Genomic DNA, 14,295 nt, shown 5'->3' on the forward strand with positions numbered 1-14,295 from the left:
CAAGCATCGCGTACTACTATTGGGCGATTTTTTCGCCTCAGTGTGTACGCCATTTAAGGTGCACTATACTCAGGCCGCATCATAAAAGGATTAAAGCTAGTGGTCAGCAGCAGTCGCAGCGATGCTTCACTGGTAATCATCGCCAAACCCAACCATTCCTCGAGCTGGCGGAACAACAAGCTGGCACTGCTTGCTGTTTCCGTGCCATCCATGGGAGCAGCGATAGGATTCACAGCGCTGGGGGCATGGCCAATACTGCCTTTTGCCGGAGCAGAGTTGTTTGCGCTTGCGGCGGCGCTTTACTACGTCAACTGGAAACTCGAATATCGCCATGTGATTACTCTTGACGAGCAGACTGTCTCCATAGACAAGGGTCACTATGCCCCCAAGCGCCGCTGGCGATTTGCCAGAGATCAGGTCGCTCTGGCCATAACCCCTGAGAAACACCCCTGGGAAGGCCCGGGTGTGACGGTTCATGGCAAAGAAGAGACCGTCATAGTCGGAGAATTTCTCAATCGCGATGACTGCTTGTCTCTGGTAGCGCTACTTCGCGAGGAACTTCTGGTGCGTACTCATGGACCAATTCGTCGTATCAAAATCTGATGAACCTCAGGGCTATTGAACCTGTGATTTGATCACAGTCAGATCTTAGCAAAATCGCCGTGGCGTCCGAGGCCACTGCTGAAGCGCTCGGCACCACGACGGGTCTCTCCACTGTGAACCACCGCCTCTCCCCCTGCATACTCATAGGCAAGAGCCGACTCTGCGCCAAGCGACCATTGCGCCAGCGCACTTGTCCTATCAGCTCGCATACATGCCTGGGGGAAGCTGGCTATTTGCTCGGCGAGCGCCAGGGCTTCAGACCCAGCCGCTCCCGGCGCCGCCAGACGATTCACCAGCCCTATATCAAGAGCCTCTGAGGCCCCAACGGGTCGCCCAGTGAGAATCATATCCATAGCCCTGGACTGACCAATCAGTCGCGGCAGACGCACAGTGCCCCCATCAATCAAAGGGACTCCCCAGCGCCGGCAAAAAACACCAAAAACGGCATCAGGATCCGCGACACGCAGGTCGCACCAAAGCGCAAGCTCGAGCCCCCCGGCTACGGCATGCCCCTCCACAGCGGCAATCACAGGCTTGGACAGCTGCATGCGTGAGGGACCCATGGGGCCATCCCCAAAAGCCTGCATGCGATTCATACTATCGCCGCTGGCCACCGCTTTGAGGTCAGCACCCGCGCAAAACGTGCCAGCGCTGCCCTGCAAAACAGCGACATCCAGTGAATCGTCGGAATCAAATTCGCGAAAGGCCTTTGCAAGGAGCGCGGCCGTAGGACCATCTACCGCATTACGACTTTCCGGCCGGTTAATTTCCACACGCAAAATCCGCCCGATACTTTCGACCACCACCGTCATTGTCACTCTCCCTGGCTGGCTGCTGCTTCCGCGTAAACGTCGATCCTTTTGCTATCGACAGATCAAGGTAGTTGGCTTGGCGCTCCGGTTACTGCGCACAGTCACGACCATGCTACCCTTCGCGCTTTTGTGAATCGATCAATTTTATGTCTTCTGATTCTGGCAACAACAGCACCGTAGGTTTTGTAAGCTTGGGCTGCCCAAAAGCCCTGGTAGACTCCGAGCGAATCCTCTCGCAACTGAAACTGGACGGCTATGACATTGTCGGCAGCTATGCCGACGCCGAACTGGTTGTAGTCAACACCTGCGGGTTTATCGACAGCGCCAAGGAAGAATCACTTCAGGCCATCGGCGAAGCCATCTCAGAGAATGGTCGCGTCATCGTCACCGGCTGCATGGGCAAGGGAGCTGATGCCGAGCGTATTCGTGCGGAGCACCCAAAGGTACTCTCGGTAACAGGGCCGGCGGCCTACGAAGAAGTCGTTGCAGCGGTACACGAATATGTTCCTGCACCACCCCCGCGAGACGCATTCACCGACCTTATCCCCACATCGTCGATACGACTCACTCCGCGGCACTATGCCTATCTAAAGATCTCCGAAGGCTGCAACCATCGATGCAGCTTTTGCATTATCCCTTCCATGCGCGGAGACCTTGTTAGTCGCCCCATCGGTGATGTCATGGACGAGGCCGAGGCGCTGGTGCGCTCAGGTGTTCGGGAACTACTTGTGATCTCTCAGGACACCAGTGCTTACGGCGTGGACCTGAAGTACCGCACGGGATTCTGGCAGGGCCGTCCGTTGTCGACTCGCATGGAAAGCCTGTGCGCCGCCTTGGGCGAACTCGGCGTATGGGTCCGGCTGCACTATGTTTACCCCTACCCCCATGTGGACAAAGTGATCCCCCTGATGGCGGAAGGAAAAATCCTCCCTTATCTGGATATTCCTTTCCAGCATGCGAGCCATGCCGTTCTCAAACGTATGAAGCGACCAGCGGCCACAGAAAAAGTGCTTAACCGTATTCATAATTGGCGCTCTCAGTGCCCCGATATCACACTGCGAAGCACTTTTATTGTGGGCTTTCCCGGCGAGACCGATGCTGAGTTCGAAGAGCTGTTGAGTTTTCTCGACGAAGCGCAGCTGGATCGCGTGGGCTGCTTCCAATACTCCCCGGTCACCGGCGCAGCAGCGAATGAACTGGCAGACCACGTTCCTGATGAAGTTAAGCAGGAGCGCTACGAACGTTTCATGCTGCGCCAGCAGGCCATTAGTGCACAACGCCTTCAAGCACGGGTGGGCCGTGAAATTGAGGTGCTGATAGACACCGTGGATCACGAAGGCGCCATAGGGCGTTCCAGTGCCGATGCTCCAGAGATAGACGGGCGGGTACATATTCCCACAGCCACAGACTTAACGCCGGGAGACTGGGTTCGTGGCACGGTATCCAAAGCTGACGAATACGACCTCTGGATCGACTAGTCACCGTGAATCTCCTCATCATTGAGGCCGATGAACTGGACTCGAACAAGCAACTGCGACTGAGCGGCCGGCGCCTCAAACATCTCAACGAGATTCTCAAACTCCAGATCGGCGACAAGGTGCGGGTCGGGCAACTTGATGGTGAAATCGGCATAGGCCTTGTTCGGGCCATCGACACCAGCGGCGCGATAATCGATGTCTCTTTGCGGCAAGCACCTCCCCCCCCTCTCCCGCTAAGCGTAGTGCTGGCCTTACCCCGGCCCAAGATGCTGCGCAGAATATTACGTGGTCTGGCCGAGACAGGGGTCAAGGACATACACCTGATCAACAGCTTCCGGGTAGAAAAAAGCTACTGGCAAAGCCCGCTACTGAAGCGCGACGCGTTGCACGAGGCGCTCATTGCCGGTCTCGAACAGGCCATAGACACAGCATTACCGACGGTGGGGCTGCACCAGCGCTTTCGCCCCTTTGCCGAGGATGTGTTGCCAAGACTTTGCCAGGGACGCGACGCATTGCTGGCAGACCTTGGCGCCGGCGACAGCTATCCCTCAGAGCCTGTTGTGCCGAGCTTGCTGATGCTGGGTCCGGAAGGTGGCTTCATTCCTTTTGAACGCGAGTTGATACAAAAGGCGGGTGCTCGCTGTGTCGGACTCGGCCCTCGTATGCTCCGGGTGGAGACCGCCCTGCATTGCGCCCTCGGCAGACATCTGACCCAGATAAGCTAGCAGCACCCCGGCCCATTAGAAATCGCTACAGCTAACGCGTCGATAATTGACGCGGATCAATAACCCCTGCGGCTCTATTCTTTATTTTGGTCGCATCGTCGCAAGACTTGGAATTTGAGTTCATGTTTGCATGGCATCCATAAAACCGGGACCACGGCGAGTGACCCTCAACTACCGCGGGGAATCATGATGTTAAGTGTTGCAGAAGTAATGACCGCTCAACCCTATACCCTGGGCCCGGACGACAGCCTTGTTAAAGCCGCGGCCCTTATGCGCGAACACCATATTCGTCACATTCCCATCGTGTCTAATGATGGCAATGTCATCGGCGTAGTCTCCCATCGCGATCTACTTGCAGCGAGTGATTCGCGGTTAGTACACGAAGACCTGCTCGCCGGGGGCAAGGAGAGCTTTGTAGCGCTATCGGCGGTAATGAGCTCGCCCGTCCAGACCGCTAATGAAAATGCGGAGCTTAGGAGCGTCGCGAGCTTGTTACGCAAACAGCGACTGGGATGCCTGCCGATTACCCGAGACGACCAGCTCGTCGGGATCATCACGGATTCCGATTTCCTGGAGGTCGCAATCGTTCTCATGGAGCAGTTGGAGATGGCTGAGCCAGAAGAAGACTTTTAGGCGATAAAGGTCAGGCTGCGCCGAGACCTATAGGGCAGCTCACGCCAGTGCCCCCCAGACCACAATAGCCTGCGGGGTTCTTGTGCAGATACTGCTGATGATAATCCTCGGCGTAGTAAAAAGGTCCGGCCATCGCGATCTCGGTAGTAATGCTCTGGTAACCAGCGCCATCGAGCTGTGCCTGATACGCCGCCCTACTGTCCTGCGCCGCCGCTAATTGTTGCTCATCATTGACATAGATAGCTGATCGATACTGCGTACCCATATCATTGCCCTGACGCATACCCTGAGTCGGATTGTGACCTTCCCAAAAAACCCGTAGCAGGTCCTCGAAGCTAAGAAGCTGTGGATCAAAGACCACCAAAACCACTTCCGTATGGCCGGTTTTTCCAGAACACACCTCCTCATAGCCAGGGTTTGGTGTGTGCCCTCCAGCGTAGCCTGCAGCGGTGGTAAACACGCCTTTTTGCTGCCAAAACAGGCGTTCAACCCCCCAAAAGCACCCCATCCCGAAAACCACTTGCTGCATATGCGCAGGGAATGGGCCCTGAAGGGGTGCATCCAATACCTGATGACGCTCTGCAACCATCAAAGGCGTATCTCTCCCTGGTAACGCGCTTTGTGCGTCAGGAAGGGCATGTTTTTTGCGCAATTCGAACAATTTCACGTACTTTCTCCATATTCAAAAATAGAGGCCAGGTGCTGAGCGCCGCAAACGCGCTTGGAGCCTCGAGTACAAGGGTATACCATTCTCGCATCATGCCGGTTCACTTCAACGATGCCCCGTCCTCCCGTTAAACAGGCCAGCTCTGGCGATGTCCGTGCGTTTTTACAGCGTGCGAAAAGCGTACAGCGGTTCAGCGCCGGACGTTCAAGACTACTGTTTGCAATGGATGCGACCGCCAGCCGACAACCTACCTGGGACCTGGCCTGTGAACTTCAAGCCGACATGTTTCGAGCCACAGCAGACCTTGCCTCGCTGGCCATACAGCTTGCGTATTATCGAGGCCTGGGAGAGCTGTATCTGGATGACTGGCAAAGTGACGCGGCAACCCTTGCCAAGCGGATGAGTCAGGTCCAGTGTGCAGCGGGGCGCACGCAAATTGGGCGGCTCCTCCGCGCGGCGCTAAAACAACAGTCCACGGTGAACGCGCGAGCTCTGGTTTTTATTGGTGATGCCGTGGAAGAAAGTAGAGCCGACCTTCAGGACCTGGCCGGGCAGTGTCGAATTCAATCCCTGCCGTTGTTTATTTTTCAGGAAGGCAACGATCCCGATGCTAAGCACTGCTTCGAACAAATGGCCAAAGTAAGCGGTGGTGCCTATGAACATTTTGACCAAAACAGTGCTCAGAGACTCCGGGATCTACTCGGAGCCGTCGCGCGCTATGCGGCCGGGGGACGAAAAGCGCTGGAAAGCCACCCCAGTGCTGGCGCTCAACGTCTTTTACAGCAGCTAAAGCGCTAGACTCAAGGAAAACGAGACCTTCATGCCAAGACTCATACTTCTACTGGCCATTGCCGCGGTGGTCTACATTCTGCTGAGGCGTGTTGCCGCCCTGCCACCCCATCGTCGTCGGGGCGAGTACTTCAAGCTGGGTATAGGCGTCGCTGTGGTAGCCGTAGTTCTACTGACCCTAGCCGGCAAGATGCACTGGATAGGCGCTGCAATTACCGGACTTCTGGTGGCGGCCCGCCAATCCTTACCCATACTTGTTCGTCTTTTTCCTATGCTCTCTTCGCTAAAGTCTCAAAGTGCCGGCGCGACGAAGAAATCGACGGTAACGACGCTTATTCTGCGCATGCATCTGGATCATGAGAGCGGCGCCCTGTCCGGCGAAGTCATCGAGGGCCCATTTAAAGACTGGTTGCTAGAAGAGATGAGTCGAGAGCAGCTTGATTCCCTGCGACAATACTGTGAAAGCACCGACGCGGAATCTCTGCAGCTTTTAGATGGCTATCTCGAGCAGCGTTTTCAGGACACAGCTCAGGAAGATGGCCCCCAGGCGCCGCCCGACGCTGGGGGTATGAGTCGCAAAGAGGCGCTGGAAATACTGGGCCTGAGCGAAGACGCGGACCGCGAAGCCATCGTGGACGCGCACCGCAAGCTCATGCAAAAACTTCATCCAGACCGCGGCGGTTCGGACTACCTTGCCGCTAAAATCAATCAAGCCAAAGACTTGCTCACGCAGGACTGAGGCATTTTTACAACACGATATAGAGGAAACCGAGCAGCATGAGTGATGGAGTATTCGTCATCCGAAATCAACTAGGTCAGTTTTGGACCCGAGCGGGAGAATGGGTAGATGGTCGGGAACCCCAGCGCCTGCTCAAAATCAAGCATCACGACGAAGCTGTGAACCAACTGGTTGAACTCAGCGCTAAGGACATAGAACTTCGCGGCGAGGTTCTAGCCTGCGATCTCGATGAACGCAAAGAACCCATGGTCGAAGCGAGCTCTCACTTGACGCCCACGCTGGCAGAGAGGGCAGCAGAGAAATCTGCAGAAAAAGCCGCCGAGGCAGCTCTAATTGCCGCACAGGAAAACCAACTCTCACAAGAAGAGGATGGCGTAGCAGAGCAAATCAACGATGAGCAGGAACCTCCCCTGAGCGCCGCAGTCTAACTTAGCTGCGACGGGGCTACGCCCATACACCGGTTCCCTGGGCGACTTGAAACCCAAGAGAGCGCCCCCATTATTTCGCTCTGAGCTTATGTTGGCTCAAGGCTGTTAATGGCTCAAGGCTGTTAATGGCTCAAGGCTGTTAATAGCTCAAGGTTGTTAATAGCTCAAGGCTGTTAATAGCTCAAGGCTGTTAATAACTTAGAGCTGCTGCTTGCTCAGGCTTGTTTTATTTGTGAGCTCCTGACAGACCAGGAGACACCAGGCTAGATACAGGAATTAAAGTATGCGCATTCTGTTGTTTCTTGCGACCAACTTTGCAGTCCTCATCCTTGTGGGCACTATATTTACCATGCTCGGCTTTCAGGGCATTCTCGCCGAAAATGGCGTCGATCTGGATCTGAAGGCGCTCTTGGTTTTTTGCGGGCTGTTTGGCATGGGCGGCTCTTTGATATCGCTGTTTCTGTCAAAGTGGATGGCCAAACGCAGCACCGGTACCTACATCATAGAAACACCTCGCAACCGCGATGAGCAATGGCTTGTGGACACGGTGGCCGAACTCGCCGGGGAAGCGGGCATCGGTATGCCTGAGGTTGGCATCTTTCCCTCCGAGGGCCCGAATGCATTTGCCACGGGCTGGAACAAAAACGCCGCCCTGGTCGCGATCAGCGCCGGCATGCTCAAGCGCTTTCCCGCAAACGAAATACGGGCAGTCATAGGCCATGAAATCGGCCACGTTGCCAACGGCGACATGGTTACGCTTACTCTGATTCAGGGTGTGGTAAACACCTTCGTCATGTTCCTTGCGCGCATTATTGGCCATACGGTGGATCGGGTCGTTTTTAAAACAGAGCGTGGTTATGGCATCGGGTACTTTATCGTGACCATCGTTGCCGAAATTCTTCTGGGAATACTCGCCAGTATGATCGTCTTCAAGTTTTCTCGATGGCGGGAATACCGCGCCGATAAAGCGGGAGCAAAGCTTGCCGGACGCGGCGACATGATCGCGGCGCTGGAGAGGTTGCGCGGCAATCAAAACGTGCAGCAGGAACTGCCCGGAGAGCTAACGGCTTTTGGCATTAGCGAATCGGCAAAGCAGGGAATCAAAGCCCTGTTTAGCTCGCACCCCCCCCTTGAGCAACGAATAGCGGCACTGCGCAGCGGCGTCTAAATCAAGAACAGGACAGCGTTTAAATTATCGAGAGGCACCAAACATGAATGACAAAACTTCGGCGTGGATCCGCTGGCCTGGATACATCGCATGGTTTTTATTTGCGGTGCTGGCAATTTCAGTATTAGTCGTGCGCAGTGGCAGCTGGCAGCAGGGACTAATGCTCTACGCTCTCGCTGGTCTTCTGAGTCTGGTGCTTTTGGTGTTCATGGGAATTCAGAGCCTTATACCGCGGTGGGGCGGTGAACGTCTGAATATCCTCAAGCGTGCATTGCCGGCTCTTCCCGGTGCCGCATTATTACTGATGGCCATGCAGGCTCGAGACGTACCAGCGATTCACGATATCAGCACAGATCTGCAGGACCCCCCTGCCTTCGAGAAAATCGTAGATCTTCGCGGCGACAGCAGTAATCCGCTGAACCTGAGTGATGAGGTGATTGAGCAACAGCTTGCGGCCTACCCGGACCTAAAGACCCTCCAGAGCTCTCGCTCCTACGCGAGCAGCTACAACATGGCACTGACGACCGCCAGAGACCTTGGATGGGAAGTCGTCCGGGAAGATCCCAACGCCGGATTCATCGAAGCTGTCGATACTACGGCGATTATGAATTTTAAAGATGACGTGGTGATTCGCGTACGCACTAACGCCGACGGCAGTCTCATTGATGTGCGATCCGTATCAAGAGTCGGTGTGAGCGACCTCGGAGCGAACGCCAAGCGCATTCGACGCTTCATGTCAGCATTTAAAGCGGCAGCTGAAGGCTGATTACTATGCTTGGCAGACTTACTCGCGGCATATCGCTGAAGTCGGCGCTGCTCAAAGCAGCACTGCCGCTGATGCTCCTGGTTCCGGGTACTGCATTTACCGCTGAAACTACGGATTACCTAAGCTTTGCCACAGAAGATGAGGCCAACAGTACCGAGATCTTCAGCAAGGCTAGCCCGGCGGTGGTTTATGTCACCACGACGACCCTGCGGCGGCGCAGTCGGTTTTCTCTGGACGTCATGGAGATTCCCAAAGGCTCCGGATCGGGCTTTATTTGGCACGCCAGTGGACTGATTGTCACCAACTACCATGTGGTGGCTGAAGCCAACCGAATGCAGGTCACTTTGCAGGACGGCAGCAGCTATAAAGCGGAACTCATAGGCATTGCCCCGGAGAAAGATCTTGCGGTGCTGCGGCTGCTGGAGCCTCCTAAAGATTTAACGACTTTACCCCTTGGCGATTCCACCGAGCTGTCGGTGGGCCGGAAAGTTCTCGCCATCGGCAATCCTTTTGGCCTTGATACCACGCTGACCACAGGCGTCGTCAGCGCTCTGGGTAGAGAGATTCGAGCGCCCAGCGGACGCCAGATACGCGGCGTTGTGCAAACCGATGCCGCCATCAATCCCGGCAATTCCGGCGGTCCGCTATTGAACTCGCTGGGACAACTGATCGGGGTTAATACGGCTATCTATAGTCCCAGTGGCGCAAGCGCGGGTATTGGCTTTGCTATTCCGGTGAACACCGTAAAAGAAGTAGTGCCCCAGCTCATCAGCTACGGCCGCATATTGCGGCCCATCATGGGAGTCGAACTCGCCAGTGATCGCTGGCGCCGCCGCTACGCCATCAAAGGTCTACCGGTGGTCAGGGTGTTTCCCGGGCTTCCCGCTGCCGAGGCAGGGCTGCGAGGTATTTCACGCAGCTCCCAGGGCGACCTGAGGCTCGGCGACATCATCATTGCCATCGATGGTCAGCCGGTAGATGACCATGATGATTACCTCTCGATCATGGAAAGCCACAAAGCCGGGGACCGTATTTCCGTACGTGCCCGGCGGGGTGACGCTGAAGTAGATCTGGACGTAAAGCTAACCGAGTCCCAATAAACGCAAACCGCAGCGCCCGCTCCCGGACTATAGGGAAGCGCAAAAGTGCTTGATACGTTTACAGGCCCGTTTTAGCACCGAACGATTTTGTGCCAGGCCCAGGCGAACAAAGTTTTCCGCCGACGGTCCGAATGCAGCACCGGGAATCACCGATACCCCCTGCTGCTCCAGCAATTGATCCGCGAACTGCCTACCACTTAATCCTGTGCGCGAAACGTCGCACATGATAAACATACCAGCGTGCGGTCGACTGCAATGAAGGTTTTTCACTTTCGACAGCTTGTCCAACATATAGTCCCGCCGCTCGCGGTACTCATTCCGCATTTCCTTGACATACTGCTGGTCGTTCTCCAAGGCAAAGGCGCTGGCATCCTGAATAAACTGGGGACTGCCAAATAGGGTCGCACCGGCGTACTCGCCGAGCCGTTCGATAAGTGTGGGAGGTGCCACTACCCAGCCTATACGCCAGCCGCTCATTGCGTGAGACTTGGATAGGCCGTCAATCATTACCACGTTGTCGAGACATTCGGCACTCGCTCGAGCAGACATGTGCTTTCCTTCGTAGCAAAACATCGAGTAAACCTCATCGCAAACCAACCAGATGTTTTTCTCCAGGCAATAGGCAGCTAGCTCCCGTATATCCGAGGCAGGAATGATTGCTCCGGTGGGATTACCAGGCGTGTTGATAAACAGTACCCGTGTTTTATCGCTGAGAGTCGACTTCAGCGTTTCTACGTTCAACGCAAAATCATGCTCTACATCTAAAGGCGTGGTTCGAAGATTCAGGTCCAGACCCCTAAATATCGGGTTGTATCCAACGTACATGGGTTCAGGTACAACGATTTCGTCCCCAGGGTTCAAGAGACAGGATAAGACCGCATGAATGGCGGACGTGGCACCAGGAAAAATTGCGACCTCGTCGGCTGTGCAGGGATGTGGAGAACTCTGGGTTTCCAGATCCGCAACCGCCCGCCGCAACTTAATTTCGCCAAGCGAAGGAGAATAGTGGGTGCGCCCCACTCGCAGATGGCTGACGGCATTGTCGATGATAGGTTCAGGAGTCCGAAAATCCGGATCCCCTACAGACAACAAAATGACATCGTCACCGTTTCGCTGCATCTTAAGGGCACGCTCATGAACAGCCCAAACATCACTACCTTCGGCAGAGAGCCGCTCAGTAATGCGAGCGTAAGTTGGAGTAAACATAGCGCAGAACTCGATTTTGGATAGGTGCTGATTATACCGTAGCCAAGGCATCAACATCGCTTGCGGGCGTGCTAACCTGATCCACTGAGCTATCGTGAAGATGAGAGAAAGTTAATGAAAAGCTGGCACAAATGGCTACTTCTAAGCCTATTTTTGTTAGTGCTGGGAGTGATTCAGTTTATCCCCGGTGAACATCCGGTGCCGACATCGGCACCCAATACGCAGCAAACTGCGCCTCAAAATATGCCGAAGCCCCCTACCGTAGACAGTAGTGACGCAACATAGAGGCACTCGCATCGATTAGCCATGGATCCTAATTGCGCTGCTAGAATCAGCTTATGGAACTTAACTATAGTCCCGAAATAATCGGCATCGTTCTCGCGCTAATCTACGTGATGGCGATTGCCAGCGCGATTGATGCCATTCTTCAGGCGCGTACGGCGCAAGGTTCTATCGCCTGGGTGGTATCACTACTAACGCTACCCTATCTCAGCGTCCCGCTGTACCTGGTGTTTGGACGAAATAAGTTTGAAGGATACATCCGGGAACGTGCGCAAATAGAAGCCCAGGCAGAGGCGAGATTACAACTTCCCCGGAACGAGCTATTTGACTTCCAGGCTAGCGATGCATCCAAAGCGTTTTATCGCAGCCTTCAGCGTCTCGCACGCCTGCCGACCGTGCGAGGCAATGCGGTTGAACTGCTCATCGACGGTTACGCGACCTTTGACAGTATCGAAGCGGGACTTCGCAGCGCGAACCATTACATCTTGTTTCAGTTCTACATTCTTCGAGATGACGCTCTGGGTCAGCGCCTGGGTAAGGTGCTGGCAGAAAAAGCACAGGCAGGACTGAGAGTTTGTCTACTCTATGACGAGGTGGGCTCACGCAGCTTTAGCAAAAGCCAGCTGTACAAGAAGCTTCGCCAGGCCGGTGTGCAACTCGCCGCTTTCAACACCCGGCAAGGGCGACGAAACCGATTCCAGATCAATTTTCGCAATCATCGAAAAGTCGTTGTTGTCGATGGCAGCAGTGCCTGGATAGGCGGACACAACGTAGGAATCGAATATTTAGGCGAAAGCGAAGAGCGCGGTCCCTGGCGAGATACGCATGTCAAAATTTCAGGCCCCGCCGTGATTGGCGCCGAACTTACCTTTGCTACCGATTGGTTGTGGGCACGCCGGGAACAACTTGAGATCAATTGGCAGATAGAGCGTGGCGCACCAGGGAACTGCTCCGTACTGCTGTTTCCATCGGACCCTGCCAGTGAATTCGATGAGGCGGGATTGATGTTTCATCAGGTGATTACCCAGGCCAAGGATCGCGTATGGATAGCCAGCCCCTATTTCGTTCCTGATCGGGGCATTATTGCGGCACTGCAGCTCGCCGCGCTACGAGGCGTCGATGTTCGCGTCATGATTCCAAACAACGCCGATGGACCAGTAGTTGGCCTTGCGAACTGGTCATTTACCCGGGAGCTGTTACCGGCAGGAGTGGCGGTGTATCGCTATGAGCCCGCGTTCATGCACCAGAAAGTGTTATTGCTGGACAGGGAGCTAGCCGGCGTAGGAACGGCTAACTTTGATAATCGCTCTTTCCGGCTGAATTTTGAAATCACCGCGCTCGTACATGACGAAGGATTTTGCGATGAGGTGGAGACTATGCTACTCAAAGACTTTGGTCAGTCCCGGCTGGTCACCGAAGAAGAACTGGGAAGAAAACCCTTTTGGTTTCCCCTGGCCACTGCCGCAGCTCGGTTGATGTCTCCGGTTTTATAGAGGCCTTCAGTCAGGCCAGGCCCGACGATCGATATCAAGGTCAGCGTAATCGTCTGCGTTTAAGCGAGGGGCTTTGCCTTCGCTCAACTGCTGGTCGTAGTCCTTTAAAATCCGCAGGGCCAGCTTTGACATCCACAGTAAGCCTATAAGGTTCACGACGCCCAAAAGACCCATGGTCAGATCCGCAAACCCAAAGACCGTGGCAAGATCCTGTGCCGCACCCCAGAAGACCAGGGCCAAAACAGTGATACGAAAAACCGAAAACAGGGTTCGATTGTCTTCACTAAAGTAATTGAGCGCGTTCTCACCCAGATAGTAGTTATACATAATGGAACTAAAGGCAAACATCACCAGAGCAATGCTCACAAAACTTCCGCCCCAGGCCCCCAAATGCTCCGCGAGAGCGTTCTGGGTCAAGGCCACACCAGAGATAGAAGCATCCCCGGGCTGATAAACGTCCGACAGTAAGATGATCAGCGCCGTACAGCTGCACATCACAATGGTATCAATGAATACACTAAAGGCCTGCACAATGCCCTGATTAGCAGGATGCGGCACATAAGCGACTGCCGCCACGTTGGGCGCGCTACCCAGACCGGCCTCGTTGCTGAACAGGCCTCGCTTAACGCCCTGCATGATCGCCACACCGATTCCGCCACCCAGCGCCGGATCCAGACCAAAAGCGCTACGCACAATACTGGCAAACGCCGCAGGCACGTCCTGAATATTCAGACCAATCACAAGCAGCGCACACGCGAAGTAACTGACCGCCATTACCGGTACAACAATTTCTGACACGGAAGCGATGCGTTGAATTCCGCCGAAAATTACGAAGCCCAGAAAAGCGACCAGGGCCAGACCGCTCACCCAGGTTGGTACGCCAAAGGAGACCTCCAGTGAGGTAGCAACCACATAGGACTGCACCGCGTTGAAGCCAAAGCCAAAAGTGATCAACAACAGCAGCGAATAAATCACTGCCAACCCGCGTTGATTGATTCCGCGCGTGAGGTAGTAGGCCGGACCACCACGAAAAGTGCCATCAGGCTCGTAGCGTTTGTACAACTGCGCCAGAGAACATTCAAAGAAACTCGTTGCCATCCCCATGAGGCCAATGACCCACATCCAGAAGACCGCACCCGGTCCACCAAGGGTGATTGCCACTGCGACGCCGGCGATATTGCCGCCCCCAACGCGGCCGGCAACACTGACAACCAGAGCCTGAAACGAGCTGACGTGTCCCTTTTCGTGATGTAAGGCTGTACCCAACACAGCAAACATGCGCCCGAAGTACCGGAACTGCACAAAACGCGAGGCAACGGTAAAGTACAAACCGATGCCCACAAGCATCACAACAAGGACCTTGCTCCAAAGGAGGTCACTCAATATAGCTAGCATGATGCTTCCTC

At 54.9% G+C, this 14,295-nt stretch carries 15 protein-coding genes; 11 read left to right on the forward strand and 4 right to left on the reverse strand.

The window, feature by feature from the left end:
• Positions 1 to 99 precede the first annotated feature (99 nt).
• Entirely contained in the window at positions 100 to 603 is a 504-nt protein-coding gene (locus R0135_RS06925) for a DUF2244 domain-containing protein (protein WP_407349523.1), read from the forward strand.
• A 38-nt stretch (positions 604 to 641) separates the two neighbouring features.
• Here the strand turns inward: R0135_RS06925 and R0135_RS06930 are convergent, their stop codons facing one another.
• Entirely contained in the window at positions 642 to 1,415 is a 774-nt protein-coding gene (locus R0135_RS06930) for a crotonase/enoyl-CoA hydratase family protein (RefSeq protein WP_407349524.1), read from the reverse strand.
• Between the two features lie 146 nt (positions 1,416 to 1,561).
• Here R0135_RS06930 and rimO point away from each other — a divergent pair, with 146 nt between their 5' ends.
• The 3 genes from rimO (at position 1,562) to R0135_RS06945 (ending at position 4,251) form a co-directional block, all read left to right on the forward strand.
• Positions 1,562 to 2,893 (forward strand): 30S ribosomal protein S12 methylthiotransferase RimO, encoded by a 1,332-nt coding sequence (gene rimO, locus R0135_RS06935; protein ID WP_407349525.1) that lies wholly within the window; start codon positions 1,562 to 1,564, stop codon positions 2,891 to 2,893.
• A 5-nt stretch (positions 2,894 to 2,898) separates the two neighbouring features.
• Entirely contained in the window at positions 2,899 to 3,618 is a 720-nt protein-coding gene (locus tag R0135_RS06940; protein ID WP_407349526.1) for a 16S rRNA (uracil(1498)-N(3))-methyltransferase, read from the forward strand.
• Positions 3,619 to 3,732: 114 nt separating this feature from the next.
• Positions 3,733 to 4,251, forward strand: coding sequence for a CBS domain-containing protein (locus R0135_RS06945; protein ID WP_407349527.1), 519 nt, complete (start codon positions 3,733 to 3,735; stop codon positions 4,249 to 4,251).
• Between the two features lie 10 nt (positions 4,252 to 4,261).
• Here R0135_RS06945 and msrA read toward each other — a convergent pair whose 3' ends face one another.
• Positions 4,262 to 4,918, reverse strand: a complete 657-nt coding sequence (gene msrA / locus R0135_RS06950; protein ID WP_407349528.1) for a peptide-methionine (S)-S-oxide reductase MsrA — start codon at positions 4,916 to 4,918, stop codon at positions 4,262 to 4,264.
• A gap of 111 nt (positions 4,919 to 5,029) precedes the next feature.
• Between msrA and R0135_RS06955 the strand changes: the two genes are divergently transcribed.
• From R0135_RS06955 to R0135_RS06980, 6 genes are all read left to right on the forward strand, one after another.
• On the forward strand, positions 5,030 to 5,716 hold the full coding sequence (locus R0135_RS06955) for a hypothetical protein (protein WP_407349529.1): 687 nt from the start codon (positions 5,030 to 5,032) through the stop codon (positions 5,714 to 5,716).
• Between the two features lie 22 nt (positions 5,717 to 5,738).
• Positions 5,739 to 6,446, forward strand: a complete 708-nt coding sequence (locus R0135_RS06960) for a DnaJ domain-containing protein (RefSeq protein ID WP_407349530.1) — start codon at positions 5,739 to 5,741, stop codon at positions 6,444 to 6,446.
• A gap of 38 nt (positions 6,447 to 6,484) precedes the next feature.
• Positions 6,485 to 6,874: a hypothetical protein gene (locus R0135_RS06965; protein WP_407349531.1), complete on the forward strand. Its 390-nt coding sequence runs from the start codon at positions 6,485 to 6,487 to the stop codon at positions 6,872 to 6,874.
• Between the two features lie 283 nt (positions 6,875 to 7,157).
• The gene (gene htpX, locus R0135_RS06970; protein ID WP_407349532.1) at positions 7,158 to 8,042 is read left to right on the forward strand and encodes a protease HtpX; all 885 of its coding nucleotides are present in this window, start codon (positions 7,158 to 7,160) and stop codon (positions 8,040 to 8,042) included.
• Between the two features lie 43 nt (positions 8,043 to 8,085).
• A complete protein-coding gene (locus tag R0135_RS06975) occupies positions 8,086 to 8,808 on the forward strand; it encodes a DUF1499 domain-containing protein (protein ID WP_407349533.1) in 723 nt (240 codons plus the stop codon).
• A 5-nt stretch (positions 8,809 to 8,813) separates the two neighbouring features.
• Positions 8,814 to 9,908, forward strand: coding sequence for a S1C family serine protease (locus R0135_RS06980; protein ID WP_407349534.1), 1,095 nt, complete (start codon positions 8,814 to 8,816; stop codon positions 9,906 to 9,908).
• A 27-nt stretch (positions 9,909 to 9,935) separates the two neighbouring features.
• Here the strand turns inward: R0135_RS06980 and R0135_RS06985 are convergent, their stop codons facing one another.
• Positions 9,936 to 11,114: a pyridoxal phosphate-dependent aminotransferase gene (locus R0135_RS06985; protein WP_407349535.1), complete on the reverse strand. Its 1,179-nt coding sequence runs from the start codon at positions 11,112 to 11,114 to the stop codon at positions 9,936 to 9,938.
• A gap of 338 nt (positions 11,115 to 11,452) precedes the next feature.
• On the opposite strand from R0135_RS06985, the gene cls reads away from it, so the two are divergent.
• Entirely contained in the window at positions 11,453 to 12,889 is a 1,437-nt protein-coding gene (gene cls, locus R0135_RS06990) for a cardiolipin synthase (RefSeq protein WP_407349536.1), read from the forward strand.
• 6 nt (positions 12,890 to 12,895) lie between these two features.
• On the opposite strand, the gene R0135_RS06995 is transcribed toward cls, so the two are convergent.
• Complete coding sequence (locus R0135_RS06995) at positions 12,896 to 14,284, reverse strand: alanine/glycine:cation symporter family protein (RefSeq protein WP_407349537.1); 1,389 nt, start codon at positions 14,282 to 14,284, stop codon at positions 12,896 to 12,898.
• Positions 14,285 to 14,295 lie beyond the last annotated feature (11 nt).

The organism is Congregibacter variabilis, from assembly GCF_045689235.1.
Classification (GTDB): domain Bacteria; phylum Pseudomonadota; class Gammaproteobacteria; order Pseudomonadales; family Halieaceae; genus Congregibacter; species Congregibacter variabilis.

What these genes read in the sequence shown, in the direction of transcription:
- R0135_RS06995 (WP_407349537.1), bottom strand. Translation starts at nt 14,284, where the DNA reads ATGCTAGCTATATTGAGTGACCTCCTTTGGAGCAAGGTCCTTGTTGTG.
- cls (WP_407349536.1), top strand. Translation starts at nt 11,453, where the DNA reads ATGGAACTTAACTATAGTCCCGAAATAATCGGCATCGTTCTCGCGCTA.
- R0135_RS06980 (WP_407349534.1), top strand. Translation starts at nt 8,814, where the DNA reads ATGCTTGGCAGACTTACTCGCGGCATATCGCTGAAGTCGGCGCTGCTC.
- R0135_RS06930 (WP_407349524.1), bottom strand. Translation starts at nt 1,415, where the DNA reads ATGACGGTGGTGGTCGAAAGTATCGGGCGGATTTTGCGTGTGGAAATT.
- R0135_RS06975 (WP_407349533.1), top strand. Translation starts at nt 8,086, where the DNA reads ATGAATGACAAAACTTCGGCGTGGATCCGCTGGCCTGGATACATCGCA.
- htpX (WP_407349532.1), top strand. Translation starts at nt 7,158, where the DNA reads ATGCGCATTCTGTTGTTTCTTGCGACCAACTTTGCAGTCCTCATCCTT.
- R0135_RS06985 (WP_407349535.1), bottom strand. Translation starts at nt 11,114, where the DNA reads ATGTTTACTCCAACTTACGCTCGCATTACTGAGCGGCTCTCTGCCGAA.
- R0135_RS06955 (WP_407349529.1), top strand. Translation starts at nt 5,030, where the DNA reads ATGCCCCGTCCTCCCGTTAAACAGGCCAGCTCTGGCGATGTCCGTGCG.
- R0135_RS06965 (WP_407349531.1), top strand. Translation starts at nt 6,485, where the DNA reads ATGAGTGATGGAGTATTCGTCATCCGAAATCAACTAGGTCAGTTTTGG.
- R0135_RS06960 (WP_407349530.1), top strand. Translation starts at nt 5,739, where the DNA reads ATGCCAAGACTCATACTTCTACTGGCCATTGCCGCGGTGGTCTACATT.
- rimO (WP_407349525.1), top strand. Translation starts at nt 1,562, where the DNA reads ATGTCTTCTGATTCTGGCAACAACAGCACCGTAGGTTTTGTAAGCTTG.